The organism is Brooklawnia sp. (assembly GCF_049651565.1).
In the GTDB taxonomy this organism is placed as follows: Bacteria; Actinomycetota; Actinomycetes; order Propionibacteriales; family Propionibacteriaceae; genus Brooklawnia.
Genome location: NZ_JBASCI010000110.1, coordinates 1 through 25,101 on the forward strand (window position 1 = coordinate 1; position 25,101 = coordinate 25,101).

Genomic DNA, 25,101 nt, shown 5'->3' on the forward strand with positions numbered 1-25,101 from the left:
GGATGAAGTCCGGCCAGCGGTCCTCGGGTCGGGGGTCCTGTGCGCTCACCGATCAAGCCTATCCGCACCCCGGACCAGACCCGTCAGGGCTTCCCGCCGGCCAGTTGGGCGAACATCTCCTCGAAGCTGTTCTCCAACTGGAAGTCGTCGGCCGGGCTCACCCGGTTGCGTCCGCTGCTGGGCGGGCCGCCGGACAGTTGGGCGGCGAGCGCTTCGGCAGCCTGCCGGACCCGGGCGTCCAGGGCCTGCGGGTCGGCCCAGTCGTCGGTGGCAGCGTAGACCGGCCAGGGCAGCGGCCGCGCCCGCAGGTAGAAGAACAGTGGCACCATGGCTTGGTCGATGGCCAGGCTGTGCCGGGCGGTGCCGCCGGTCGCGGCCAGCAGCACCGGCACCTCGGCCAGCGTGCCCTCGTCCAGCACGTCGAAGAAGAGCTTGAACAGCCCGGAGTAGGAGCCGTTGAAGACCGGTGTCACCGCGACGATGGCGGCGGCTTCGGCAACCTGCTGGATGGCTGAGCCGAGCCGCTCGCTGCGCAGCCCGGACGTGGTTGCGGTGAGCAGGTCGTGGCCAAGCTCCCGCACGTCCAGCACGCCGGTCTGGGCCTCGGGTAGTTGTCCGGAGACCTCGGCCAGAATCCGGTCGGCCAGGTTACGGGTGGACGACGGACTACCGGCGCCGGCGCTGATGGCGACGATCCTCATCGTTGTTGGTGCCTCCTTCATCGGTACTCAACGGGGCGTCCGGTGACGGCGTCGCCTTCGGCGTAGACGGTGGAGTCCTTCGGGCCGCCGGCGACCTCGACCAGGGCGGCATGCGTCGGTGCGTCCGGCACGTCGGCCGGGCGGCCCTCGGCGAACCCGGCGCGCATCTCGGGCAGGATCCCGCCCAGCAGGTCCAGTTGTTCCAGCACGGTCTTCAGCGGCAGGCCGGCGTGGTCGATCAGGAACAGCTGGCGCTGGTAGTGGCCGACGTGATCGGTGAACGACAGCGTGCGTTCCAGCACCTGCTGCGGGCTGCCCACGGTCAGCGGCGTGGTGGAGGTGAACTCCTCCATGCTGGGCCCGTGCCCGTAGACCGGTGCATTGTCGAAGTAGGGACGGAACTCCCGCCAGGCGTCCTGCGAGTTGGGTCGCATGAAGAACTGGCCGCCCAGCCCGACGATCGCCTGGTGGTAGGCGCCGTGGCCGTAGTGCTCGTAGCGGCGCCGGTACAGGTCGATCATCTGGCTGGTGTGGCTCATCGGCCAGAAGATGTTGTTGTGGAAGAACCCGTCACCGTAGTACGCGGCCTGCTCGGCGATCTCGGGTGAGCGGATCGAGCCGTGCCAGACGAACGGCGCGACGTCGTCCAGCGGGCGCGGCGTCGAGGTGAACCCGGCCAGCGGGGTGCGGAACCGGCCGTCCCAGTCGACGTCGGTCTCGCGCCACAGCCGGCGCAGCAGCGCGTAGTTCTCCAGCGCCAGGTTGATGCCGTTGCGGATGTCCTGCCCGAACCAGGGGTAGACCGGGCCGGTGTTGCCGCGGCCGAGCATCAGGTCAACCCGGCCATCGGCCAGGTGCTGCAACATGGCGAAGTCCTCGGCGATCTTCACCGGGTCATTGGTGGTGATCAGCGTGGTCGCGGTGGACAGCTGGATGCGTTCGGTCTGCGCGGCGATGTAGGCCAGCGTGGTGGTCGGGGACGAGCTGAAGAACGGCGGGTTGTGGTGCTCGCCGATCGCGTACACATCCAGCCCGATCTCCTCGGCCTTCTTCGCGATGGCGATGGAGGCCTTGATCCGCTCACGTTCGGTCGGGGTCTGCCCGGTGGTTGGGTCGGTGGTGATGTCGCTGACGCTGAAGACACCGATCTGGACAGGGTTGCTCATCTTCACTCCAACTGGTTGACGGTTCAACTAAGCAACGAGTTGAAGTGCCGGCTTATTCCGGTTGCACAACCTGTTCGTGGTTGACCCCCAACTGGTGGGTCTGGCGGTACCCGGTGTCGAGATCGCTGATCGTCACCTTCACGATGCCGTGCCGGTCAATCAGGTAGGACTCCTCGATCCAGTGCGCCTCGCCGGTGCGGACCACTTCGACGCTGCCCAGGTCGACGCCGTTGGCCTGCAGCTCGCTGGTGAACGGCACGATGACGTCCTCATAGGGGACGATGTCGCCGGCCGGCTGGCCGTCCACCATGTCGGCGTACTCGGCGAACCGGTACCAGCCGATGTTGTGGGCTGCCCGGTAGCGACGCTCGACCCGCACCTCGGTGTCGGTCTCCAGCTGCTGGTCGCGGTTGAAGATCGAGTCGAAGTGCAGCCGCTGGCCCTCGTCGGCCTCGCGGAACACCCCGAAGCCGCGGGACAGCCGGTCGGACAAGGTGTACCCGGACTCCGGATCGGCGGCGATCGCCAGACCGATCGCCGTGGACGCCGCGGGGTAGGGGGAGCGGTACACCCGGCGTCCGAAACGTTCGCGCAACAGCCGGGGAACCAATGGCAGCACGCTGGCGCCGCCCACCAGGTAGAACCCGGCGATCTCGCTGAGGTCGGGCTCACCCTCGTCCAGACCAGCGACCAGCGGGCCCATCGCCTGGATGGACTGCTCGACCAGCGGGGTTACCCTGTCGTAGAAGGTCGGGACCGGCACGGTCACCGAGCGGTCGGAGACCTCCAGCACCATACGGCGCGACTGCGGGGACAGACCCTCCTTGACCGCCTGCGCCTCGTCCAGCAACTCGAAGTAGCCGTCCAGGCCGAGGTTGTCCGAGCCGACGCCGACCAGCTCGCAGGCCAGGTCGGCCAGCGCCATGTCGAAGTCGTCGCCCCCCAGCCGGTTGATGCCGACCGAACCCAGCACCGAGTGGCTGCGGTCGTTGATCGCGACCAGGGACGCGTCGAAGGTGCCGCCGCCCATGTCGTAGACCACCAGTCGGCTGCGCCGGGCGCTCGGGGTGCGGGACAGCCGGTGCGTGTACTCGAAACCGGCCGCTGACGGCTCGTTCATCATCGCCGTGACCGGGAACCCGGCCAGCCGGAAGGCCTCCAGCGTGAGGAAGCGCTGGGCGCTGTTGGCGTGGGCGGGCACCGCCACCACGACTCTGGTGATCGGGTCGTCCTGCAGCAACTGGGCGATGGTGGACGACTCAAGCAGGCTCGAGTGGACGTGGGCCAGGTAGGTGGCCAGGACGTCCAGCAGGCGCACCTTGGCGTCCCCGATGCTGACCCTGGTGGCGACGTTGGCCGCCGGTGAGGCCAGCGCCCGCTTGATGGACCGCAGCACCGGGAAGCCCTGCTCGCGGGCGCCGCGGGCGGCGAAGCCGCACACCAGGCCGTCGTCGGTCAACGCCACCTGGGCGGGCAGGTACTCGTGGGCATCGCCGGCCTCGTCGGTGAACGCCACGACCGGGAAATTCCCACGATCCGAGTAGGCGACGACCGTGCGAGTTGTACCGAAATCAATGCCGAGATGCATATGCAGCAGCCTAGCCTGCGGCGACGAGGACGAATGAAGGGGCCGGGTCTGGTGGAACCCGGCCCCCTGGTGGGACTCGACTGTGCTATCGGTGGCTTGTCAGGCTCCGGCCATCAGCGCCAGCAGGACGCCACCGGCCATCGCGGAGGCGACCTGACCAGCCGCGTTGGCCCCCATTGCGTGCATCAGCACGAAGTTGCTGTTGTCCTCGCGGGCAGCCTCCCTCTGCACCACGCGGGCGGCCATCGGGAACGCCGAGATACCGGCCGCACCGATCAGCGGGTTGAAGTTGCCGCCGCTGAACAGGTTCATCAGCTTGCCGAACAGCACGCCGGCGGCGGTGTCGAGGATGAAAGCGCCCAGGCCCAGCACCAGGATGAACAGCGTCTGGGTCTTGATGAAGTTCTCGCCCACCATCGTCGAGCCGATCGCCAGGCCCAGGAAGAGCGTGACGATGTTGTTCAGCTCGTTCTGGGCGGCCCCGGTGAGGCGCTCGACGACCCTGGACTCGCGCATCAGGTTGCCCAGCATCAGGGTGCCGATCAACGGCAACGCGAACGGCACCAGCACCCCGACGATGATCGTGACCAGGATCGGGAAAATGATCCGGGTGCGCTGGCTGATCTCGCGAGAGGAGTACGGCATCCGGATGGAGCGTTCCTTCTTGCTGGTCAGCAACCGCATGACCGGCGGCATGATGATCGGCACCAGCGACATGTAGCTGTAGGCAGCCACCGTGATCGGCCCAAGCAGGTGGGGTGCGAGCTGCGCCGACACGTAGATCGACGTCGGGCCGTCGATGGCACCGATGATGCCGATCGAGGCGGCCTCCGGCCGGGTGAAGCCGAGCAGCAGGGCCAGGATCAGCGTCAGGAAGATGCCGAACTGACCGGCGGCGCCCAGCAGCACCATCTTCGGGTTCTCCAGCAGGGGACCGAAGTCGGTCATCGCGCCGATGCCGATGAAGATCAGCAGCGGAAAAAGCTCGTTGCCGACACCGATGTTGTAGAACAGCTGCAGCATCCCGGGTTCTTCCGGGGTGCCGAGCAGCATCGAGATGGGCAGGTTGGCGAGGATACAGCCAGCTCCGATGGGCAGCAGTAGCAGCGGCTCGTACTCCTTGGCGATCGCCAGGTAGATCAGCAGGATGCCGACCGCAATCATGACGCCGCCCTGCCACGACAGGTTGAAGAACCCGCTCAGCAGACTTTCGATTGTGGATGCATCCATGTCAATCCTTCGCGAACCGCAGCAGCACCTGGCCGTACTTGACCTGCTCGCCAGTGGCGACGTCGATCGACTCCACGGTGCCGGTACGGGCTGCGTGCAGGTCGTTCTTCATCTTCATGGCCTCCAGCACCATGACGACGTCACCCTTGTTGACCTGGGAGCCGGGGCTCACCTTGATCTCCAGGATCACCCCGGGCATCGGTGCGCTCATCGAGTAGGCAAGGTCCTGGCCACCGGCGACCGCCGGGGACGGGGTGCGCGGCTTCGCCGACCGCATCGCCTGCGGCACCTTCGGTGCGGTGGGGACGGGCTGACCGGCGCTGATCGACGGCTCACCGGCCACCCGGGCGGCCTCGATCTGCGGGGTGATCACGGCGTCCGCGGCGTCCGCCTGCGAGGTCAACTGCACCTCGACGCTCTGCCCGTCGATCATCACCTGGAACTCGGTGGCCGAGATCTCCTCGACGTCGATCTCGTATTCGTTGTTGTTGACTGTGAGCTGGTAGCGACGCACCGTCATCTCCTCTGGGTGTTATGCATCTGGGAACTGCGCCCCATCGCCACCCAGCGGCTCGCCCAAAGGCGCGAGCCGGGCGCGTGGACGCGGTGGACAGGCGCGGCCTGCTTGCGGCGGACATCGGCGTGGACGGCCACCGCAACCGAGACGGCTGCGATCTGCTCAGGGGTCAGGCCACTGGCATCGGCGATGGTCATCCAGGCGTTCGGGTCCTCTTCGACCGCGGCGGTCTCACCTACTGCTCCGCTCTCGAGCTCGGCCTCCGGGGCGGCCTCAACGGCCGGCGCGGTCGGGCTCTTGTCGGTCTTGCCGAGCAGAATCAGTACAACCATGAGGGCGATCAGCATGAGGAAGACCGTCCCCATGCCGAGCAGCATCATCTGCAGGCCCCATCCCATATCAGCCATGGCGCATCACACCGGGAACAGCCCGTGCTTCTTCGGCACGGTGGTAGCGATCTTGGTCTGCAGGACCTCCAGCGCGCGCACCAGGCGCGGCCTGGTCTCACGCGGCTCGATGACCTCATCAATCTGGCCCATGTCGGCGGCCCGGTACGGGTTGAAGAACTTCTCCCGGTACTCGGCGATGAACTCGGCCTCGGCCTTCGCCGGATCCTCGGCGGCCCGGATGGCCCGGCCGTGCAGCAGTCGGGCGGCGCCGTCCGGCCCCATCACGGCGATCTGCGCGCTGGGCCAGGCGAAGGCCACGTCGGATCCCATCTGCTTGGAGCTGAGCGCCACGTACGACCCGCCGATGGCCTTGCGGGTGACCACCGAGATCTTCGGGACGGTCGCCTGGCAGTAGGCGTAGATGATCTTCGCGCCGTGCCGGATGACGCCGTTGTACTCCTGCTCGACGCCGGGCAGGTAGCCGGGGCAGTCGACGAAGGTCACGATCGGGATGGAGTAGACGTCGCAGATCCGGATGAAGCGGCTGATCTTGTCGGAAGAATCGATGTCGAGCACACCCGACATCACCATCGGCTGGTTCGCCACTATGCCGACCGGACGGCCGTCGAGCCGGGCGAACGCGACGATCGCATTGGGTGCGAACGCCTCGTGCACCTCCAGGATCGAGTCGGTGTCGAAGATCTCGTCCAGCACCTTGCGCATGTCGTACGCCTGCCGGTCGTCCACCGGCACGATGGTGTTCAGCGACTCCGACATCCGGTCGGGGGAGTCGTCGCTGACCAGGCTGGGGGCGTCCTCGGAGGTGTTGGCCGGCAGGTAGCTGAGCAGAAGCTTGGTGAGCTCAAGGGCCTGGATCTCGGACTTCACCTCGAACTGGGCGACGCCGCTGCGTCCGGCATGAACGGCTGCGCCACCGAGTTCCTCGGCGGTCACCTGCTCGCCGGTCACCGAGGCAACGATCTCGGGCCCGGTCAGGAACATGTTGGAGGTCTGGTCGACCATGATCGTGAAGTCGGTCAGGGCGGGGGAGTAGACCGCGCCGCCGGCGCAGGGCCCCATGATCAGGCTGATCTGCGGGATCACACCAGAGGCCGCCACGTTGCGCGAGAAGACCTCGCCGTAGGCGGCCAGGCTGCGGACGCCTTCCTGGACGCGGGCGCCGCCGGAGTCGTTCAGGCCGACGATCGGGATGCCGCTCTCGAGGGCGAGATCCTGGATCTTGTTGATCTTCTGGGCCTGTACCTGGCTGAACGAGCCGCCCAAAACGGTGAAGTCCTGCGCGTAGACGGCAACCCGGCGGCCGTTGATCTTGCCGAATCCGGTGATCACGCCGTCGCCGGGGAAGCGCTTCTCAGCCATGCCGAAGTCGGTTATGTCGTGGGTCGCCAAGGCGCCGAGTTCCTGGAACGAGCCCTCGTCCAGCAGGATCGAAAGCCGTTCCCGGGCAGTCATCTTGCCCTTCGCATGTTGGGCTTCAATGCGTGCGGGTCCGCCTCCCTGGACCGCCTTCTCACGCATGTGGCGCAGCTTCGTCAACAGGTCATCTGACGATTGCTCTGGCGTCACGGTGTCACTCATTGTCACCTCGCTGTAGCAGTAAGTTGGCGCTAGGAGCGCTGCGCTCAAGCTACCACGGAGGCGCCGGGACGCTCCGGCCGGTCCTGCAACTCGTTGCCGGATGAAAGGTCCCTGAGTTATCCCCGGTGCCGGGAAACCGCCAGGTCGTAGAAGCCGATCAAGGCCTCGGTCGCACTGCGCCAGCTGTGCCGTTCGGCCTCCGCCCGGGCCGCAACCGCCATCCGGGACCGCAGGTCCGGGTCGGCTGCCAGCTGGCTGATCCGGTCGACGAACTGGTCGGCGTCGTGCGGCTCCACCAGGAAGCCCTCGACACCGTCGGTGAGCAGGTGGGGAATGCCCCCGGCGTTGGCGCCGATCACCGGCACTCCCGAGGCCATCGCCTCCAGCCCGGCGAAGCCGAGCGTCTCGGTGGTGGAAGGGAAGCAGAAGATGTCGGCGCTGGCGTAGGCCTCGGCCAGCTCATGGCTGGTCATGTACCCGGTGAAGACCGTCTGCGTGCCCGAGAACGCATTCTGCAGGTGCACCGCCGCCGGCCCCGAACCGACGAACGCGAACCGCACGTTCGGCAGCCGGTGCACAGGCTCCAGCAGGTCGTCCAGGTTCTTCTCATGGGACAACCGACCGACGTAGATCGCCAGCGGCATCTCCGGGTGGCCGTCGGTCAGCCGTCGGCGCATCCGTCTGGTGGCCGCCTGCGGCCGGTACCTGACGGTGTCGACCGCCTTGGGCCACAGGTCGACCCGCTGCACGCCGTGCGCGACTGCGGCGTCCACCATCTGCGGTGAGGTGCACAGGTTCACCTCGGCCTGGTTGTGCAGGGTGGTCGTCCACCAGTCGGCCGGGCGGGTCAACCAGTTGAGGTGCAGCTTCTCGGTGTAGCTTGACAACTGGGTGTGGTAGGACGCCAGCAGCGGCACGTCGCGCCGCTTCGCCGACAGCACCCCGTAGGCGGCCAGCCAGGCGGGGTTGACCGCGTGCACCACGTCCGGCCGGAACGAGATCATCCGTTCGGCGATGCGGGGGGTGGGCAGGCCGACCTTGATCTCCGGGTACCAGTGGAAGGCGACCGAGCGTACCCTCACGACCTCGAATCCGGCGTAGACCGGCGGGGGATCACCGGGGGCGAAGACGAGCACCTCGTGGCCCAGGTCGGCCAACTCGTCGAGGGTGCGCAGGATCCGGGTGACCACCCCGTCGATCTTGGGCAGGAACACCTCGGTGAAGATCGCGATCCGCATCGAGGTGCGGCTCTACTTGGTGCCGGCGATCGAGGCGGGGATACCTGCCTGCTGGTTCCTGGTCCACAGTGAGGTCGCCGGGATGCGGGAGTGGTCGGCCCGGTCGGCGTAGCGGCCGGCGGTCTCGTTGATCTCGCGCAGCAGGCCCTCGCTCAGGGTGATCGGGTTCAGCCCGAGCGCGAGGAAGTTGTCGTTGCGGACGACCAGGTCGTTCTCGAAGGCCTCCTTGCGCGGGTCCGGCACCATCTCGACGCACGCCCCGGTGATCTTCGCGACCAGCTGGGCCAGGTCTCGCACCCGGTGGGTCTCGGTCATCTGGTTGAAGATCTTGACCCGGTCACCGGCGGTCGGCGGGTTGTCCAGGGCGATCTCGACACAACGGACCATGTCCTGGATGTGGATGAACGCCCGGGTCTGGCCGCCGGTGCCGTGCACGGTCAGCGGGTAACCCACCGCCGATTGCATCAGGAACCGGTTGAGTACGGTGCCGTAGTCGCCGTCGTAGTCGAAACGGTTGATCAGCCGCTCGTCCAGGCTGGTCTCGCGGGTGTTGGTGCCCCAGATGATGCCCTGGTGCAGGTCGGTGATGCGCAGCTCGTCGTTCTTGGCGTAGTAGGCGAACAGCGTCTGGTCGAGCACCTTCGTCATGTGGTAGATCGACCCCGGGTTGGTCGGGTAGAGGATCTCCGTCTCGACCACCCCACCATCGGTGGGCACCTGGATGTCGAGGTAGCCCTCGGGGATCGCCATGCCGGCGGTGCCGTAACCGTAGACACCCATCGTGCCCAGGTGCACCAAGTGGATGTCCTGGCCGGAATCGACGATCGCGCAGAGCACGTTGTGGGTGGCGTTGACGTTGTTGTCGATGGTGTACCGCTTGTGCCTGGCGGACTTCATCGAGTAAGGGGCGGCCCGCTGCTCGGCGAAGTGGATAATGGCGTCCGGGCGCTCGGTGGCCAGCAGTTCAAGCAGCCCGTGGTAGTCCTGCGCGATGTCCAGTTCGACCACGGTGATGTCGCGTCCCGAGACCTCCCGCCAGGCGGCGCGCCGCTCCACCATGGACCGGATCGGAGTCAGTGATTGCACTCCCAGTTCCTCGTCGATGCGCCGCCTGGAGAAGTTGTCAACGATCACCACTTCATCACCGCGGGCCGACAGGTGGAGGGAGGCGGGCCAGCCGCAGAAGCCATCGCCGCCCAGAACCAGAACTTTCATGGTCTTCCTTCTTCGTCGCCGATTCCTACCCCGAGGTGGGGGCTGTGACCACAGTAGCCTTCCCCAGCGCTGTGCCTTCCACCCGCCACCGGCGGTGATGCGCCTACGCTGGCTGGGTGGAGCAGGCCACGCTGACCGTAGACTGCGGGGGTTCCGGCATCAAGGCGTCGGTCCTCGATGCTGCCGGGACGATGAGGGCGCCGGTGGTGCGGGTGCCCACCCCGTACCCGCTCGCTCCCGACAAGTTGATCTACCTGGTGGCCGGGCTGGCGAGCAGGCTCCCGCCGGCTGATCGGCTGACCCTCGGCATGCCTGGGATGCTGCGGCACGGGGTGGTGATCACCACCCCGCACTACGTCACCGAGCGCGGCCCGCGCACCCGGGTGCTGCCCGAACTGGTGGCAGCGTGGCATGGACTGGACATCCAGGCTGCGCTGTCCGAGCGGTTCGGGGTGCCTGCGCTGGTGCTGAACGACGCCGAGGTGCACGGGGCCGGTTTGGTCACCGGCGCCGGGCTCGAGCTGGTGCTCACCTTCGGCACCGGGCTGGGCACTGCCCACTTCGACGGTGGACGGCTGGCGCCGCACCTCGAGCTGTCTCGTGGACCGATCAGGATGACGACCTTCGACGAGTACGTCGGCGAGCCGGAGCGTCGCCGTCTGGGCAACGCGATGTGGTCACGCCGAGTGCGCCGAGTGGTGGAGTCGCTGCGGCCGGTCTTCGTCTGGGACCGGGTCTACCTGGGGGGCGGGAACGCCCGGTGCATCACACCGAGCACATTGGCCCTGCTCGGGGACGACGTCGTGGTCGTGCCCAACTCTGCTGGCATCGTCGGCGGGGTCCGGGCGTGGCAGTTGGCCCGTTAGGCACTGTTGGGATTCTGCCCGGTGGGCTCGACAGGCGCCCGCCCGTGACCGCCCGGGTGGCCACGTGCCCGACGCCCGATGATGCACGCGAACGGCTTCCAGGGCCGGCCCACGACGGGCTCGGCTGTGCACTCTCCGTCGTGAGCGGCGGGAGATGTACGCGAACAGCCTCCAAGGCGTGCACTATTCGGGCCTGTGCACGGAGAGTGCCCAGCGGCAGGGGAGCGCGGGATGAGCTCGGCAACTCGACGGGCCCCGCCGTGCACTTTCCATCCTGAGCGACGGGAAATGTACGCAAACAGCCTCCAAGGCGTGCACTATCCGGCCCCGTGCATGGAGAGTGCCCAGCGGGCAGCGTGAGGCGCTGACCAGCGTCCCGAGGTCAGCTGGCGCGGCGTGCTCGTTCACTCGGCGTCCGGGCCGCGGTTGAGGTCCTTAAGGAACTCCTCCACCTCGGCACCGATCTGCTCAGCGGTAGGCACGTCGGGCCGTGGGCTGAGCGCGCGCTGGTTCATCCACTGCTCGTACTGCTCCTCCAGCCGCGCGACGACCTGCTGGGCCTCCACCGACTGTGCAATCTGGGAGTCGATCAGCCGCCGGGTCACCGGAGCCGAGGCGGCCAGCCGCCCGTCGATCGGCAGCTCAAGACCGGCCACCGGGCCGGCCTGGCCGAGCAGCGCGATCGCGGCGTCCGGGTACTCGGTCTCGGACAGGTAGTGCGGCACGTGGGCGACCAACCCGATGACGTCCTTGCCGTGCTCGCCGAGCCGCAAGGTCAGCAGCCCGGTGAACGACGACCCCATCTGGAAGATCCCCGGTATGCCCTCCCGGTCACCCAGCAGCGTGGGGTCGCTGGCGTAGCCCGAGACGTGCACGGGCCGGGTGTGCGGCGCGGGTGCCGGCATCGACTGCAGGATGACCACGCGATCCACGTTGAACCGCTGGATCAACTGCTCCACCGATGCCACCATGCGCTCCCACTGCAGCGAAGGCTCGGGGCCGCTCAGCAGCAGGAAGGCGTTGCCGACGGAGTCGGTCAAGCGGTGCAGAGCGATCTCCGGTGCCTGGTACTGCCGGAAATGGTCGTGTTCGAAGACGATCGGCGGTCGGTGGCCTGCGTAGTCGAAGAGCTGGTCGATGTCGAAGTTCCCAACCTTGTGGTTGGCCAGCCGATCGAGCAGGTGGTCGTCGATCAAGGCCTGGGTATGCCCGGCGTCGGCGTAACTGCCGAGAGTGACCAGCAGGGTGGGCCGATCATCGGCACGCTGCCCAGCTTCACCCTCAAGGTGCGGCGAAAGGCTGAACAGTTCAGCTGGATCGAGCATGTCATCACCTCCACTGGATGCCTGGTTGAAGCGCTCGAGTTGCCAAAGGTATAACGCGTTCGCGCCGTTCGGGTATTCCACGACACCCGCCCGCGGGGCCAGAAGAGTTCATAAGAGGCGTGAGAGATCTCTCATCTGCAGCCAACGCCCACCTCATCGTCGGTTGGTTAAGTGAAGACATCGAACAAACCGAGCAGAGGAGAAGAACATGACCAAGAAGACGATAATCGCCTGGACCGTTACCGGTGCGCTGGGTGTCGCTGCCCTCGGTGGTGCTGCCACCGCACTGGCCTCCGACGGCCAGGTCGACCAGAGTCGTGCGGGCATCGTGCTGCCGGCCTCGTCGAACAGCTCCAACCCGGCCGATGCGACCGACAGCGCCCCGACCGCGGTGAGCGCCAACACCCAGACCAGCGCCCCGTCCGCGCCGAGCGCCCAGGAGACCATGGCGGCCTCGCAGGCCCCGGCCACCGAGGACTACACGGTTGACTCGGCTCCTTCTGCGTACTCGGCCCCGACCGCCCAGTCGGCGCCTTCGGCCCAGTCGGCCCCGAGCGCTGTCTCCGCTCCCTCGGCCCAGTCGGTTGACTGACCGTGCCCACCCAGGTGATCGACTTGATGACCGGTGAGGCCGCCGGCGCCCTGCTGCAGTCGGCATTGACCGGGTTGCAGCACGGCCGGCTTCCCGGTTTCGGCCACCAGGTGGAGCAGGTCCAATCCCGTCCCGGGGCCGAGACCTCGGTCAGTTACCGGGTCTGGTACCAGGTCCACGGCGACCAGGTGACCGACCACCTGGTGGCCACCACTGCGCCGGTTGCGTCCGCCGTGCAGGTGACGGCGGGGGACCAGACGATCTCGGTCTGGCGCCATCCCGACGATCCGGAGCTGCCGGGGCTGGCCAACGCCTGCAACCCCGACTGGCTGGACGCCGCAGTTGGGGCGTCCACCACCAGCCGGATGCGGGTCTACCGGCCACTGCGCCGGGCGGTGATCGAGTTCACTGCCGGCCAGACCCCCGACGACCGCACCTGGTTCGCCAAGGTGGTCCGCCCCGACAAGATCGCCGGGCTGGAAACCCGGCTCCGGTTGTTCGCCGAGGCCGGCATCGGGCCCGAGGTGGCGCACAGCGACCCGTCCGGGGTGCTGGTGCTCGCCAAGGCACCTGGCCAGCCGTTCGCCGAGCACCTGTCCGCCGCCCAACGCGGGGCGACCAATCCGGCGCCGGACGCGATAGACGTCCTGGACGCACTCGACCGGCTGCCCGCCGACCTGATGCGGCTACCGGCCGAGCCGGCATGGACCGAGCGGACCGAGTTCCACGCCCGACTCGCCGCCCAGGCGCTGCCCGACCACACCGAGCAGATCGACAGGCTGGCCAGCCTCATCACCGAGTTGGCCAGCCGCTTCCCGACCGGCGACCTGGTGCCCACCCACGGCGATGCCTACGAGGCCAACATCTTCTGGCACGACCCGGAGGTGACCTTCATCGACGTCGACCGCGCCGGTCCCGGATGCCGGGTCGACGACCTGGCCTGCATCCTGGCGCACCTGGCGGTGCTGCCCCAGCTGTCGCCGGCGCACTACCCGAGGGGCAATGAGGTGCTCGAGAGTTGGCACCGGGAGCTCGCCAGGCGGGTCGGCCCCGGGGCGTTGGGAGTCAGGGTCGCCGGCGTCCTGCTGAGCCTGGTCGGTGGCGCCCCGCGGGAGACCGCGCTGCACCGACCGACCTGGTTCGCAGCTGGTTGCTGCGAGCCCGGCTCCAGCACTGACACTCTGTGGGCATGACTGATCAGCACGACGACACCGAGGTGACCCTGGTCCGGCTCGACCGCGGGTCCTACCAGGCACGTAATTCCCGCGGCACCACCATCGAAGTGGGCATCGGTAAAGCGGCCTTCACACCGGGTGAACTCTTCCTCGCCGCCATCGGGGCCTGCACGACTGTCGACGTCGACATCATGACCAGCCGCCGCGCCGAACCTGAACTGTTCGAGGTGACCACCTCCGGCCGCAAGTCGACCGAGGGCGGCAACCACTACGAGGACCTCACCGTCACCTTCCGGCTGCGCTTCCCCGAAGGGCCGGCCGGGGACGCCGCCCGGACCCGCATCCCGGCGGCGGTCCGGGCGTCCCGTGAACGCGACTGCACGGTCAGCCGGACCGTGGAGGCCGGCACCCCGATCGACTCCGTGGTGAGCGAGCCGAACCCGGCCGACGAGTGAGCCGGGGTGTGTCAGGCTGATCGGGTGACTGACTGGACCTGGCTCGAAGACGACGCACTGCGCCTGACCCGCGAACTGATCCGCATCGACACCTCCAACTACGGCGACGGATCGGGACCGACCGAACGCCCGGCCGCCGATTACGTGGTCGCGCAGATGCGCGAGGTCGGCCTGACGCCCACGCTGATCGAATCCGAACCCGGCCGCGCCAGCGTCATCGTCCGCGTCCCCGGCGCGGATCCGGCCCGCGGCGGACTGGTCGTGCACGGCCACCTCGACGTGGTGCCGGCCAACGCCGCTGACTGGACGGCCGACCCGTTCGGCGCGGAGGAGCGCGACGGCATGATCTGGGGCCGGGGGGCGGTGGACATGAAGTCGATGGACGCCATGATCCTGGCCAACCTGCGCCGCATCGCCAGTCAGGGCATCGTCCCGCCGCGCGAACTGGTCTTCGCGTTCTTCGCCGACGAGGAGCAGGGCGGGGTGCTGGGCGCCGACTGGCTGGTGACCCACCACCCGGAACTGTTCCGGGGATGCACCGAGGCGATCAGCGAAGTGGGCGGTTACTCGGTCACCCTGCCGGTGGCAGGCAGTGACCAGACCCGGCGGGCCTATCTGCTGCAGACTGCGGAGAAGGGGCTGGCCTGGCTGCGGCTGCGGGCGGTGGGACGAGCCGGCCACGGTTCGCTGCCGAACGACGAGAACGCCATCGTCCGGCTTGCGGAGGCGATCGGGCGGATCAACGCCCACCGCTGGCCGCGCGAGTACGTGGCCAGCGTGCAGGCGCTGTTCGACGGCGTCACCGAAATCACCGGCACCTCGCCGGACGACGACCTCGAGGGCTTCCTCGACCTGCTCGGCGGCGCCCGGGGGTTCGTCGCCGCCACCCTGCACGATTCGGCCAACTTCACCCGGCTGGACGCCGGCTACAAGAACAACGTGGTCCCGGGTGAGGCCACCGCGCACCTGGACTGCCGATTCCTGCCCGGCCACCAGGACCTCCTGCTGGCCACCATCGGCGAACTGGCCGGTGAGCACGTCGAGGTGCTGGTCGACCACGTCGGGATCTCGCTCGACGCCCCGCGCGACTCGCACTTCGTGGCCAGGATGCACGCCGCGATCGAGGCGGAGGACCCGGGCTGCGCGTTGCTGCCGTACTGCCTGTCGGCCGGCACCGACAACAAGTGGCTGCACCGGCTGGGCATCACCGGCTACGGCTTCGCCCCGCTGCAACTGCCGCCCGATCTGGACTTCTCGGCGCTGTTCCACGGCGTCGACGAACGGGTCCCGGTCGACGCGGTGCGCTTCGGCACCCGGGTGCTGCGCCGGCTGCTGGAGGACTGCTGAGCCCTCCCCCCGAACAGCTCGCCCGGCTAGGATCTTTGGGACCAGCGACGACGAGGAGACCCCATGATTCCCGCCACGCCCGATCCCAGACCAATCGAGTTCACCACGGTCGCCGAGGGCAGCCGGGGCGGCCCCGAGGTCGCCACCGAGGTCGTCATCCGGGACGCCGCAGCCTTCGCCGATTTCTTCGGCGGCGAGCCACCCACCGCCGACATCGACTGGGAGAACGAAGTGGTGACTGCGGTCGCGCTGGGCGAACGGCCACACACCGCGCACAGCGTCACCATCGAGTCGATCGAGCTGTACGACCGCGGCATCCGCGGCGGCAGCGTGGACGTGCGCTACCGCGAGGACGTCGGCGAGGTGGGGGGCAGGGCCCTGGTCTACCCGTTCCACGCCGTCAAGTCCCAGCGGTTCGCCCAGGCCGCGTTCTACCGGGTCGCGCCGCACGCACTGCCGGCCGAACTGTTCGGTGACTGGTTCGGCCCGGTCGACCGGGCGCCGGACGGTGTGGAGGTCTACGTGCCCCGCGACCAGGCGCCGCTGTCGCGCTCGGTGGCCGGGTTCGTCATCCACGAAGACGGCAGGTTCACCAACGTGGCCGATGCGCCGGGCGACGGGCCGCTGGAGACTGACGGCAGCTGGCTGGCCATCACCGACGGGATCGAGGTCGAACTCGCGGACTTCCGCGGCTTCCGCCTGGAGATCCTGTCCGTCGACGCCAGCCAACTGCGGGTCCGCCGCACCAGCACGGTCTGAGTCGCACCAGCACGGTCTGAGCGCGGGGCTCAGGTCAGCGGCACCTCAACCGACTGCCGCAACCCCGCCAGCACCAGCGGCGAACCGTCGGAGTGCAAGGTGCAGTTCGGCGCGACGATGATCCGGTCGGACGCCTGCCGCCGCGCGTCCAGCACGGCCTCGCGGGTCTGGGTGGGCGTCCAGTACAGGCTGTTCACCTCGTCCAGACCAAGCATCGGCACCCAGCCGAACGACTCCTGCGCCGCTGCGATGGTCGGTGCCGAGACCAGATCGGACCAGCTCAGCACCTCCACCGGGTAGTCGCGGATCAACTCGGGATCGGCGCCCTCACCGTGCAGGTGCGCGATGCGGACCAGCCCCTGGGCCGCCTCGAAGACCTGCCGGTCGTACGGTGCCACCCAGTCCCGGAACTGCCGTGGGCTGATGCCCATGCTGGTGGCGTCCTGGCTGGCGCCGTTGACGGCTAGGAAGACCCCGTCCACGCCCAGCCCGGCCAGGTTGCCGGCGTACCGGGCCAGCGCAGCGGCCACCCGTCCCAGCGTCGCGTGCGCCAACGCCGGATCGGCCTTGAAGTACTCCACCACGCTCGCGCCGAGCACCCGGACGAGCGTCTGCAGGGGGGAGAAGATGGTCTCGATGATGGCGGCCTCGCCCGCCTCGGCGCGCAGGATACGCAGCACCTCGGTCTGCCTGGCGAAGTTGGCCAGCGGCGCGGCCGGGTCGGGCACCACCTGCTCGAGTTGCTCCGGATCGGTCACCTCGGTCAGACCCTCGGGCACCTCGAGCCGGAAGTCGTCCATCACCTTGATGTAGTCCCAGTCGTAGTGCCGGTAGAACCTCAGGTGCGCCTCGGCCACCTGCTCGGGGGTCCAGAAGCTGGAGCCGTAGTGGATCCACGCACCCACCGGAGGGCGATCGGTCTGCTCGCTGCGGGCGGCGGTGAGGAATCGGTCACGCTTGCTGGTCATCGTGGTCTCCGTTCGTGAGGGTGCGACCCAGGTAGGCCTCCTGGACGCGTGGGTTGTCGAGCAACTGGTCGGCCGGGCCGTCGAGCATCAACTGGCCGGTGGCCAGGACGTAGCCGTGGTGGGCGATGGACAGTGCCAGCTCGGCCTGCTGTTCGACCATCAGGACGGCCACCCCGAGTTCGGCGTTCAGTTGGGCGATGGTGGTGAGCACCTCGTCCACCAGGCGCGGGGACAGGCCCATCGTGGGTTCGTCCATGCAGATCAGCCGCGGCCGGCTCATCAGGGCCCGGGCGAAGGCGAGCATCTGCTGCTCGCCGCCGGACAGGGTGCCGGCCTGCTGGTGGCGGCGCTCACGCAGCCGGGGGAACCGGTCGTACTGGGCTCGCAGGTCGTCCCGGACGCGGTCGCGGTCGGTGCGGGTGTAGGCGCCCAGCATCAGGTTCTCCTCGACCGTCATCGGCCCGAAGACCCGCCGGGCCTCCGGCACCGAGGCGATGCCGGCCGCGATCCGGCGCGGGGTCGGCCAGTTGGTGATCTCGGTGCCGTCCCAGCGAACGCTGCCGGTCGCCGGGGCGACCAGGCCCAGGATGGCCTTCATGGTGGTCGACTTGCCGGACGCGTTGCCGCCCAGCAGCGAGACGATCCGCCCGGCCGGCACCACCAGGTCGACCTGGTCGAGTGCTCTGGCGGCCCCGTAGTCGACCGACACCCCGCGTAGTTCGAGCAGGTTCTCAGTCATCGTGGCGTCCCCGTTCGTCGCGTTGCCGGCCCAGGTAGGCCTCGATCACAGCCGGGTCGTTGCGGACGCTGGCCGGTGGTCCGGAGGCGATCACCTTGCCGTCGTCCATCACGTACACCCAGTCGGACAGCGTCAGCACCAGATCGAGCTTGTGCTCGACCAGCAGCATGGTCTGGCCGGTCGCCTTGAGTTCGAGCAACTGGGTCAACATCTCGGCGGTCTCCGACTGATTCATCCCGGCGGTCGGTTCGTCCAGCACCAGCAGGATGGGCTCGGGCACCAGAGTCCGGGCGATCTCGGTGCGGCGCCGGTTGGCGTAGCTCAGGGTGTACGCCAGGTGGTCGCGGCGCGGGCCGAGGCGTTCGGCGAACCGGTCGATCTGGTGGTCGACACGCGCGCCGACCCGCTCTCGTTCCCGCCTCACCGCCGGCAGCGGCACCAGCGCGGTGAAGACCTCGGCCAGCATCGGCAGCCAGGCCAGCCAGGGGTTGTCGTTGAACCCCTTGAACGGGCGGTGGGCCGACATCGACAGGTGAGCACCCACCTCGATGTTCTCGGCGACGGTGAGGTTGCCGAAGACCCGGCCATTCTGGAAGGTGCGGAAGACCCCGGACGCAGCGACCTGCTCGGGGTGCCGGGCCGCCATCGGACGGCCGTTGATGATGATCTCCCCGTGGTTGGGACGCAGCGTCCCAGTGATCAGGTTGAGCGTGGTGGTCTTGCCGGAACCGTTCGGTCCGATGATGGCGACGGTCTGGCCGCGGCGCACCTGCAGGTCAACCCCGTCCACCGCCCGCACCCCGCTGAACCGGCGGTGCAGGTCGCGCACTTCGAGCACCAGTTCGGTCATGCTGTCCTCCTGGTCCACAGGCCCTGCGGACGGAACCGGATCATCGCGATCATGATCACCCCGTAGAGCAGGATGCGTACGTCCGGTGCCACCCTGAGCGCCTCCGGCAACCCGACCAGCACGATCGCGCCGAGCACCGCACCGAACGACGAGTTCAGTCCGCCCAGCACGATGATGGTCAGCACCAGCACCGACATCTGGATCGGGAAGACGGTCGGGTCGAGGTAGTTGTACTGATGCGCCAGCAGCGAGCCTGCGATGCCGGCGAAGAACGCCGAGATCGAGTAGGCGAGCGCCTTGTAGTTGCGGGTGTGGACGCCCAGCGAGCGGGCTGCCACCTCGTCCGACCCCACCGAGGCCAGCACGGTGCCCAGATGGGCTGCCCGGACCCGCTGGGTGACCGCCAGGGTGATGGCCAGCAGGCCCAAGTCGAGCAGGTAGTGGCTGCGCGAGGTCAGCAACGGCTGACCGAGGATGCTCGGGGCCGGGATACCGGACAGCCCGTAGGCGCCCTGGGTCACCGAGTCCCAGTTGCGGATCACCGCCAGCACCACGAAGCCCAACGCCAGCGTGGCAAGCGAGACGTAGTGTCCGCCCAGCCGCCAGATCGGCAGCGTCAGCAAGGTGGCGATCATCGCGGCCAGCACCCCGGCCAGCAGCAGCGCCACCAGGAAGGGCAGCTCGAGGCGCATCACCAGCAGGGCCGAGGCGTAGGCGCCGATCGCTACCGGGGCCGCCTGGCCCAGCGAGACCTGCCCGGTGGAGCCGGCCAGCAGGGTCATCGGCACCGCCATGATCGCGTAGATCGCCACCTGGGTGCCGACCGCGCTCAGAACCGGACCACCCAGCAGCGGCACCGCGACGGCGGCCAGCGCCGCCAACACCAGCCACTGCCACCACGTCAGCGGGATCGGACGCCCGGCTCCCAGGAAGGTGCCGGTCATCGGTTCGCCGGCCAGCGCCTGCCGGGCACCGAACAGGCCGTGCGGCCGCACCAGCAGCACCAGCAGGAACAGCCCGAAGATGATCAGGTCGCGGAACCCGTCGCCGAACTGGTAGACCCCGATCGCCTCCAGCAGCCCGATCAGGAAGCCGCCGGCGACCGCCCCGACGATCGAGCCCAGCCCGCCGATCGCGGCGGCGATGAACCCGATGATGCCGGTGAAGGCTGCCGAGAACGGTGAGACGACGCCGGAGAACATGCCGAAGAAGATGCCAGCCACCCCGCCGAGCACGCTGGCCAGGATGAACGACAGGTTCTGGATGCGGGCCACCGGGATACCCATCTGCTGGGCGGCGTCCGGGTCGGCTGCGGTGGCCCGGATGGCCTGGCCGTCGCGGCCGTAGGTCAGGTAACCCCACAGCCCGACCATCGCCACCAGCGTGAAGCCGAAGGCCACCAGGTCACTGGTGCCCAGTCGCACCCCGGCGAGCTGGATGTTGTCGGTGGGCAGCGGTTCGGGGAAGGCACGGGTGTCGGGGGAGAAGATGATCTGGCTGAGGTTGTCCAGCACCATGGACGCCGCGAATGTCGCCAGCAGGGCAGCGATCGGCGGCGCCTTGATCAGCGGCCGCACGGTGGTGAGGTTGATCACGTACCCGATGACGGCGCTGGCGGCGGCCACGGCGATCAGGCCCAGCCACCACGGCCAGGCCAGCACACCGATGAACCACCAGCCCAGCATCGCCCCGAAGCCCACGATCGAGCCCTGGGCGAAGTTGACCACATTGGTCACACCGAAGATGAGGGAGATGCCCACGGCAACGAGGGCGTAGACGTTGCCGTGGACAAGTCCCGAGATGATCGTGTCGAGCATGGGGCAGGTTCAGAGCTTCTCGTACTGACCGTTGCGAACCACGACCGGGACGATCGGCACGTCGTTGGGGCGCCGCTCGTCACTGAAGGTGAACTCGCCGAACTGCACCGAGCCGAACGGCTGGCCCTCGTTGAGCGCGTTGAAGACGCCCTCGCGGGTGGGGCCGCCGCGTTCGGCCGCCTCGGCCAGGATGTGCAGGGCGTCGTAGGCGTAGGCCGAGAAGGTGCTGGGCGCGTGGCCGTACTCGGCCTCGAACTTCTCGTTGAACTCCACCACCCGGGGTTCGGTGTTCCCGATCAGGAAGTTCTCGTTGATGATGGTGCCCTCGGCCGCCTCACCGGCCGCCTCCAGGAACTGCGGGGTGTTCTGGCCACCGTAGAACTGGCCGGTGTAGCCCAACTCCCGCAACTGGCGGACCACTCGGGCGCCGTCGGGGCCGTAGCCCAGGTGCACCACCGCGTCAGGTTCGGCGTCCCTGGCCTTGATCAGCACCGGCCGGTAGTCCTCGGAGTCGGGCTGGATCGGCGACTCGTAGGCGATCTCCAGGCCGAGTCGGTCGGCTTCGGCCTTGAAGGCGTCGTAGGAGGTCTTGCCCCAGTCCGATTGCAGGTAGACCAGCGAGATCTTCTGGTGGTCCTGGGCAACCTGCTGGGCGCTCTGGGTCTGGTAGTACTGCTGGGTCAGCGAGGTCGACCACATCCGGTCGCCGCCGGCGGTGAAGCCGGCATTGGAGTTGGTGAACCCGAATTGCACCAATCCGCCCTGCTGGTAGGTGGCGGAGGCGGCCATTGATGCGCCCGAGCTGAAGTCGCCGAGTTCGGCGATGATCGAGGAGTCGGCGACGAACTTCTGCGCGATCGGCACCGACTGCTTGGGATCGGACTGGGAATCCTCCCACTTCAACTCCAGCGGGATGCCATTGAGGCCGCCGTCGGCGTTGATCTCCTCCAACGCCAGGTCGAAGCCTTCCTGCCAGTAGACGCCGTACTCGGCGCTGGGGCCGGTGAGCGGGCCGGAGACGCCGAAGTAGACGGTCTCCGCAGGCGAGTCCGACGAGTCGGCGGCCTGCACTGCTGAGCCGCAGCCGGCGCCCAGCAGGGCCAGTGAGATGGACGCCGCGATCACGGCATTACGGGTGAATTTGGGCATGATGATTCCTTGAACGGCCCTTGCTCCGGGCACACAGAATTGAATTACGGGTTAATTCGATCCGGGATCAGAAGGGTGATTCTGGATGGGATCTGCTCAACTGAAATGCGTCAGCTGGCGCTTGGGCAGGCCGCCAAAAATATCCTGGGCTATGCCTGCGCTGGTTGCCACCGGGTCGGACGCGACGCTCAGCAGCAACAACGACAGCAACAACAACGTACGACACGGCGAGGCGAGACCATGGCGGTCAGGGTCGCGGTGGTGTGCATGTTGGCTCCCGTTGATCGGTTGATGATTCGAAGATAGTTCCATCCGGCGTGAGGGTCAAATATGATCCCGTTATCCGGGACAAGCTGTGCTGAATTTCGAATGAAGGAGCGGCAGTGACCGAGCACACTCCAGAAGATCTTGACCCCACCGGTCGCGACCTGCGCCAGTACACCGATGAATTGCGCCCCCAGCACGCGGTGGTGCGCAACACCAGCGGGCAGTGGGTGCTGCTGCGGCATGCGGACGTGGTCGCTGCCGCCCAGGACCCCGAAACCTACTCCAGCCGGGTCTCGGCGCACCTGCAGGTGCCCAACGGCCTCGACGGCGCCGAGCACCGCGCCGCCCGCGAGACGCTGGACCGCTACTTCGAACCGCAGGCGCTCGCCCCGTTCGAGCCGGTCTTCCGGGACATCGCTCGCGAGATGGTGGCCAGGATCCCGGTCGGTGTGGTGGTGGACGCGGTGGGTGACCTGGGTGCCCAGTTCGCCGTCCGCGCCCAGAGCGCCTGGCTGGGCTGGCCGGCCAAGCTCGAGCCGCTGCTGCTGGACTGGATGCGCGCCAACCACGCCGCCACCAGGTCGCAAGACCGCAGCCGCACCGCCGCGGTTGCCGAGGAATTCGACGACATCATCCGGTCGGTGCTGAAGCCGCGCCGGGTGATGGGTGATCGGGCCCCGAACGACGTGACCACTCAACTGATGCACGACACGATCAGCGGCCGCCCGTTCACTGACACCGAACTGGTGTCGGTGCTGCGCAACTGGACCGGCGGCGACCTCGGCTCGATCGCGTTGTGCGTCGGGGTGCTGTTCGCCTACCTGGCCGACAACCCCGAGATCCAGCGCAGGCTGGGGGACGACATCAGTGACGCCGACCTGGATGCCGCGATCGATGAGATCCTGCGCATCGACGACCCGTTCGTGTCGAATCGGCGCAGGACGACCTGCCCGGTCCACGTCGGTGGCACCGACATCCCGGAAGGTGCGGTGGTGAAGCTGCACTGGACGTCAGCCAACCGGGACGAGGAGGTGTTCGGCGATCCCGACCGGTTCGATCCGGCCGGCAACGCCGCGAACAACATCGTCTACGGCACCGGCCCGCATGTCTGCCCAGGGCGCCCGCTGGCCACCATGGAGCTGCGGATCGTCCTGCAGGAGGTGCTGGCCGCGCGGCAGGTCACCCCCGCCGTCGGCGACCAGGCAAGGCGCGAGGTCGCCCCAGTGGGCGGGTTCCACCGCGTCCCGGTGGTGCTGCGGAACAGGGGGACCAGCGAACGAACCCGGGGGCGCCTGGACTGATGCCCGGCGCGGGCGGCGGTGCCACCATGGGTACATGAGCAGACCCATCCACTTCGAGATCCACTGCGAAGACCTCAATCGGGCGCGGAGGTTCTACGGCGAGGTTTTCGGCTGGCAGTTCGAGGACTACAGCCAGTACACCGGGACGCCGTACTACGGCGTGATCACCGGCTCGGACGAGGAGCCGGGGATCAACGGCGGCCTGCTGACCCGTCCGGTGCCCGGTGGTGGCCCGGGCGCCCCGGTCAACGGTGCGGTACTCACTCTGGCGTCCGGGGACTACGACGCCGACCACGACCGGATCATGGCTGCCGGTGGCCAGATCGCGCTGCCCAAGATGGCGCTGGCCGGGATGGCGTGGCAGGGCTACTACCTCGACACCGAGGGCAACGTCTTCGGGCTCCACCAACCCGACCCGGACGCGGCCTGAGTCTGATGGCCGGTCTGGTCGGCGCGCGTACGCTGGATGCGTGAGCACCACGCCAGCCCGCCGAACCAATCTGCGCTGGATCGCACCTGCCGCCGCAGCCGGACTGGTGGTGGCGGCGCCCGGCATTCTGAGCGTCGGCGCCCAGGCCGAGCCGACCCTGCCGCCCCGGGATGCCGACCAGATCATCGCCGAGGTGTTGTCGGCCGACCCGGTGCCGTTCAGCGGCGAGGTCTCGCAGACCAACGACTTGGGCCTGCCCTCGCTGCCGTCGGAAGCCGGGGTCGACTTCACCAATCCGGATGCGCTGTGGTCGCTGGCGTCGGGCACCAACACCTGGCGGCTGTGGTACGACGGCGACCACTCCTACCGGGTCGCCATCATCCGTGGCCAGTCCGAGTCCGACCTGATCAGCAACGGCTCGGTGGTGTGGGCCTGGTCGAGCCAGTCGCAGACAGCGATCCGCACCGAACTCGACCCCACTGATCGTCCCGACCATCGCCCCCTCCCGGTGGAGTCGCCGCAGGAGGTCGCCAGGGAGGTGCTGCGGGAACTCGAGCAGTACAGCACCGTGACCACCGACGAGAACATCCGGGTCGCCGGCCGGTCGGCTTACGAACTCGTTGTCACCCCAGCCGATCCGCAGACCCGGGTCGCCGAGGTGCGGATGGCGGTGGACGCCGAGACCGCGCTGCCGCTGCGGCTGGAGGTCGTCTCGACCGTCACCGGCGAGCCCGCCGTCGAGATCGCCTTCAACCGGATTGACTACGCCAGGCCGAACGCGTCGGTCTTCGAGTTCACCCCGCCACCGGGCGCGGAGGTGATCGAACGGGCCGCGCCGCAGCGTCCGCAGTTGCCCGAGGACGCCGCGACCGACGAGGCGACCCCTGGCGATGAGGTCGTCCCGGCCAACCCTGACGCACCGGTGACGACCGGCGAGGGCTGGTCGCAGGTCACCGTGGTCCCGCCGCACGCTCCGGCGTCCGATGCCGAGACCCCGGACGCCCAGGCCGGCAACCCGCTGGCCGGCCTGCTGCCGCGGGTGAGCGGGGAGTGGGGCAGCGGCTCGGTGCTGGACGGCACCCTGGTCAGCGTCGTGTTCGCCGACGACGGCCGGATCGCGTTCGGTGCCGTCGAACCGGAAGCCCTGTACGAAGCCCTCACCCGGTGAACCTGGCGGTGGGCTCGTCCGGGCTGACCAAGCAGTTCGGACGCCAGGTGGTCGTCGACCACATCGACCTCCAAGTGCCCTCCGGCGCGGTCTACGGCTTCCTCGGCCCCAACGGCTCAGGCAAGACGACCACGCTGCGGATGCTGCTCGGCCTGATCTCCGCAACCGCCGGCAGCAGCACCGTGCTGGGCCACCCGATGCCCGACGGTGTGGCGGCGGCGCTGCCCCGGGTGGGTTCGCTGGTCGAGGG

The 25,101-nt window shown here is 68.4% G+C and carries 26 protein-coding genes; 10 read left to right on the plus strand and 16 right to left on the minus strand.

All coding sequences use genetic code 11. The features are described from left to right. Nucleotides 1–83: 83 nt before the first annotated feature. From WBL05_RS04985 to WBL05_RS05025, 9 genes are all read right to left on the minus strand, one after another. Nucleotides 84–701 (minus strand): CE1759 family FMN reductase, encoded by a 618-nt coding sequence (locus WBL05_RS04985; protein WP_424224158.1) that lies wholly within the window; start codon nucleotides 699–701, stop codon nucleotides 84–86. A 17-nt stretch (nucleotides 702–718) separates the two neighbouring features. Beyond that, nucleotides 719–1,867 (minus strand): LLM class flavin-dependent oxidoreductase, encoded by a 1,149-nt coding sequence (locus WBL05_RS04990; protein WP_424224160.1) that lies wholly within the window; start codon nucleotides 1,865–1,867, stop codon nucleotides 719–721. Nucleotides 1,868–1,919: 52 nt separating this feature from the next. Then, nucleotides 1,920–3,455, minus strand: a complete 1,536-nt coding sequence (locus tag WBL05_RS04995) for an Hsp70 family protein (RefSeq protein WP_424224161.1) — start codon at nucleotides 3,453–3,455, stop codon at nucleotides 1,920–1,922. A gap of 99 nt (nucleotides 3,456–3,554) precedes the next feature. Next, on the minus strand, nucleotides 3,555–4,685 hold the full coding sequence (locus WBL05_RS05000) for a sodium ion-translocating decarboxylase subunit beta (protein WP_424224162.1): 1,131 nt from the start codon (nucleotides 4,683–4,685) through the stop codon (nucleotides 3,555–3,557). Nucleotide 4,686: 1 nt separating this feature from the next. Next, on the minus strand, nucleotides 4,687–5,199 hold the full coding sequence (locus WBL05_RS05005) for a biotin/lipoyl-containing protein (RefSeq protein ID WP_424224163.1): 513 nt from the start codon (nucleotides 5,197–5,199) through the stop codon (nucleotides 4,687–4,689). A gap of 2 nt (nucleotides 5,200–5,201) precedes the next feature. Beyond that, entirely contained in the window at nucleotides 5,202–5,609 is a 408-nt protein-coding gene (locus WBL05_RS05010) for an OadG family protein (RefSeq protein WP_424224164.1), read from the minus strand. 6 nt (nucleotides 5,610–5,615) lie between these two features. Further along, nucleotides 5,616–7,190 carry an acyl-CoA carboxylase subunit beta gene (locus tag WBL05_RS05015; protein ID WP_424224166.1) on the minus strand — a complete coding sequence of 525 codons (1,575 nt, stop codon included), beginning with the start codon at nucleotides 7,188–7,190 and terminating at the stop codon, nucleotides 5,616–5,618. A gap of 116 nt (nucleotides 7,191–7,306) precedes the next feature. Then, nucleotides 7,307–8,428: a glycosyltransferase gene (locus WBL05_RS05020; RefSeq protein WP_424224167.1), complete on the minus strand. Its 1,122-nt coding sequence runs from the start codon at nucleotides 8,426–8,428 to the stop codon at nucleotides 7,307–7,309. A 12-nt stretch (nucleotides 8,429–8,440) separates the two neighbouring features. Beyond that, nucleotides 8,441–9,643 carry an NAD-dependent epimerase/dehydratase family protein gene (locus WBL05_RS05025; protein ID WP_424224168.1) on the minus strand — a complete coding sequence of 401 codons (1,203 nt, stop codon included), beginning with the start codon at nucleotides 9,641–9,643 and terminating at the stop codon, nucleotides 8,441–8,443. A gap of 116 nt (nucleotides 9,644–9,759) precedes the next feature. Here WBL05_RS05025 and WBL05_RS05030 point away from each other — a divergent pair, with 116 nt between their 5' ends. Continuing rightward, a complete protein-coding gene (locus tag WBL05_RS05030) occupies nucleotides 9,760–10,509 on the plus strand; it encodes an ROK family protein (protein ID WP_424224170.1) in 750 nt (249 codons plus the stop codon). Nucleotides 10,510–10,913: 404 nt separating this feature from the next. On the opposite strand, the gene WBL05_RS05035 is transcribed toward WBL05_RS05030, so the two are convergent. Continuing rightward, nucleotides 10,914–11,834 carry a proteasome assembly chaperone family protein gene (locus tag WBL05_RS05035; protein WP_424224171.1) on the minus strand — a complete coding sequence of 307 codons (921 nt, stop codon included), beginning with the start codon at nucleotides 11,832–11,834 and terminating at the stop codon, nucleotides 10,914–10,916. Nucleotides 11,835–12,042: 208 nt separating this feature from the next. Between WBL05_RS05035 and WBL05_RS05040 the strand changes: the two genes are divergently transcribed. The 5 genes from WBL05_RS05040 to WBL05_RS05060 all read left to right on the plus strand — a co-directional run bounded on the left by WBL05_RS05040 (nucleotide 12,043) and on the right by WBL05_RS05060 (nucleotide 16,162). Beyond that, nucleotides 12,043–12,426 (plus strand): hypothetical protein, encoded by a 384-nt coding sequence (locus WBL05_RS05040; RefSeq protein ID WP_424224172.1) that lies wholly within the window; start codon nucleotides 12,043–12,045, stop codon nucleotides 12,424–12,426. 2 nt (nucleotides 12,427–12,428) lie between these two features. After that, nucleotides 12,429–13,619, plus strand: a complete 1,191-nt coding sequence (locus WBL05_RS05045; RefSeq protein WP_424224174.1) for a phosphotransferase — start codon at nucleotides 12,429–12,431, stop codon at nucleotides 13,617–13,619. Next, the gene (locus tag WBL05_RS05050) at nucleotides 13,616–14,056 is read left to right on the plus strand and encodes an OsmC family protein (RefSeq protein ID WP_424224176.1); all 441 of its coding nucleotides are present in this window, start codon (nucleotides 13,616–13,618) and stop codon (nucleotides 14,054–14,056) included. The genes WBL05_RS05045 and WBL05_RS05050 overlap by 4 nt, the downstream gene beginning before the upstream one ends. 24 nt (nucleotides 14,057–14,080) lie before the next feature. Beyond that, nucleotides 14,081–15,403 (plus strand): M20/M25/M40 family metallo-hydrolase, encoded by a 1,323-nt coding sequence (locus tag WBL05_RS05055; protein WP_424224177.1) that lies wholly within the window; start codon nucleotides 14,081–14,083, stop codon nucleotides 15,401–15,403. Nucleotides 15,404–15,466: 63 nt separating this feature from the next. Beyond that, on the plus strand, nucleotides 15,467–16,162 hold the full coding sequence (locus WBL05_RS05060) for a hypothetical protein (RefSeq protein WP_424224179.1): 696 nt from the start codon (nucleotides 15,467–15,469) through the stop codon (nucleotides 16,160–16,162). A gap of 29 nt (nucleotides 16,163–16,191) precedes the next feature. On the opposite strand, the gene WBL05_RS05065 is transcribed toward WBL05_RS05060, so the two are convergent. The 6 genes from WBL05_RS05065 to WBL05_RS05090 all read right to left on the minus strand — a co-directional run bounded on the left by WBL05_RS05065 (nucleotide 16,192) and on the right by WBL05_RS05090 (nucleotide 21,997). After that, nucleotides 16,192–17,130, minus strand: coding sequence for a uroporphyrinogen decarboxylase family protein (locus WBL05_RS05065; protein ID WP_424224181.1), 939 nt, complete (start codon nucleotides 17,128–17,130; stop codon nucleotides 16,192–16,194). Further along, nucleotides 17,114–17,869 (minus strand): ABC transporter ATP-binding protein, encoded by a 756-nt coding sequence (locus tag WBL05_RS05070; protein WP_424224182.1) that lies wholly within the window; start codon nucleotides 17,867–17,869, stop codon nucleotides 17,114–17,116. Before WBL05_RS05070 ends, WBL05_RS05065 begins: the two co-directional genes overlap by 17 nt. Then, nucleotides 17,862–18,719, minus strand: coding sequence for an ABC transporter ATP-binding protein (locus WBL05_RS05075; protein WP_424224184.1), 858 nt, complete (start codon nucleotides 18,717–18,719; stop codon nucleotides 17,862–17,864). The genes WBL05_RS05070 and WBL05_RS05075 overlap by 8 nt, the downstream gene beginning before the upstream one ends. Further along, complete coding sequence (locus tag WBL05_RS05080) at nucleotides 18,716–20,536, minus strand: ABC transporter permease (RefSeq protein ID WP_424224185.1); 1,821 nt, start codon at nucleotides 20,534–20,536, stop codon at nucleotides 18,716–18,718. The genes WBL05_RS05075 and WBL05_RS05080 overlap by 4 nt, the downstream gene beginning before the upstream one ends. A 9-nt stretch (nucleotides 20,537–20,545) precedes the next feature. Then, nucleotides 20,546–21,685: an ABC transporter substrate-binding protein gene (locus WBL05_RS05085; RefSeq protein WP_424224187.1), complete on the minus strand. Its 1,140-nt coding sequence runs from the start codon at nucleotides 21,683–21,685 to the stop codon at nucleotides 20,546–20,548. 96 nt (nucleotides 21,686–21,781) lie between these two features. Then, nucleotides 21,782–21,997, minus strand: a complete 216-nt coding sequence (locus WBL05_RS05090) for a hypothetical protein (protein ID WP_424224188.1) — start codon at nucleotides 21,995–21,997, stop codon at nucleotides 21,782–21,784. A gap of 71 nt (nucleotides 21,998–22,068) precedes the next feature. Here WBL05_RS05090 and WBL05_RS05095 point away from each other — a divergent pair, with 71 nt between their 5' ends. From WBL05_RS05095 to WBL05_RS05110, 4 genes are all read left to right on the plus strand, one after another. Further along, the gene (locus WBL05_RS05095) at nucleotides 22,069–23,253 is read left to right on the plus strand and encodes a cytochrome P450 (protein WP_424224190.1); all 1,185 of its coding nucleotides are present in this window, start codon (nucleotides 22,069–22,071) and stop codon (nucleotides 23,251–23,253) included. A gap of 34 nt (nucleotides 23,254–23,287) precedes the next feature. Continuing rightward, nucleotides 23,288–23,683, plus strand: coding sequence for a VOC family protein (locus WBL05_RS05100; protein ID WP_424224191.1), 396 nt, complete (start codon nucleotides 23,288–23,290; stop codon nucleotides 23,681–23,683). A 40-nt stretch (nucleotides 23,684–23,723) separates the two neighbouring features. After that, nucleotides 23,724–24,851 carry a LolA family protein gene (locus WBL05_RS05105; protein WP_424224193.1) on the plus strand — a complete coding sequence of 376 codons (1,128 nt, stop codon included), beginning with the start codon at nucleotides 23,724–23,726 and terminating at the stop codon, nucleotides 24,849–24,851. Beyond that, nucleotides 24,848–25,101, plus strand: a 254-nt coding sequence (locus WBL05_RS05110; RefSeq protein WP_424224195.1) for an ATP-binding cassette domain-containing protein, incomplete at its 3' end; no start/stop codon positions are given. The genes WBL05_RS05105 and WBL05_RS05110, both read left to right, overlap by 4 nt.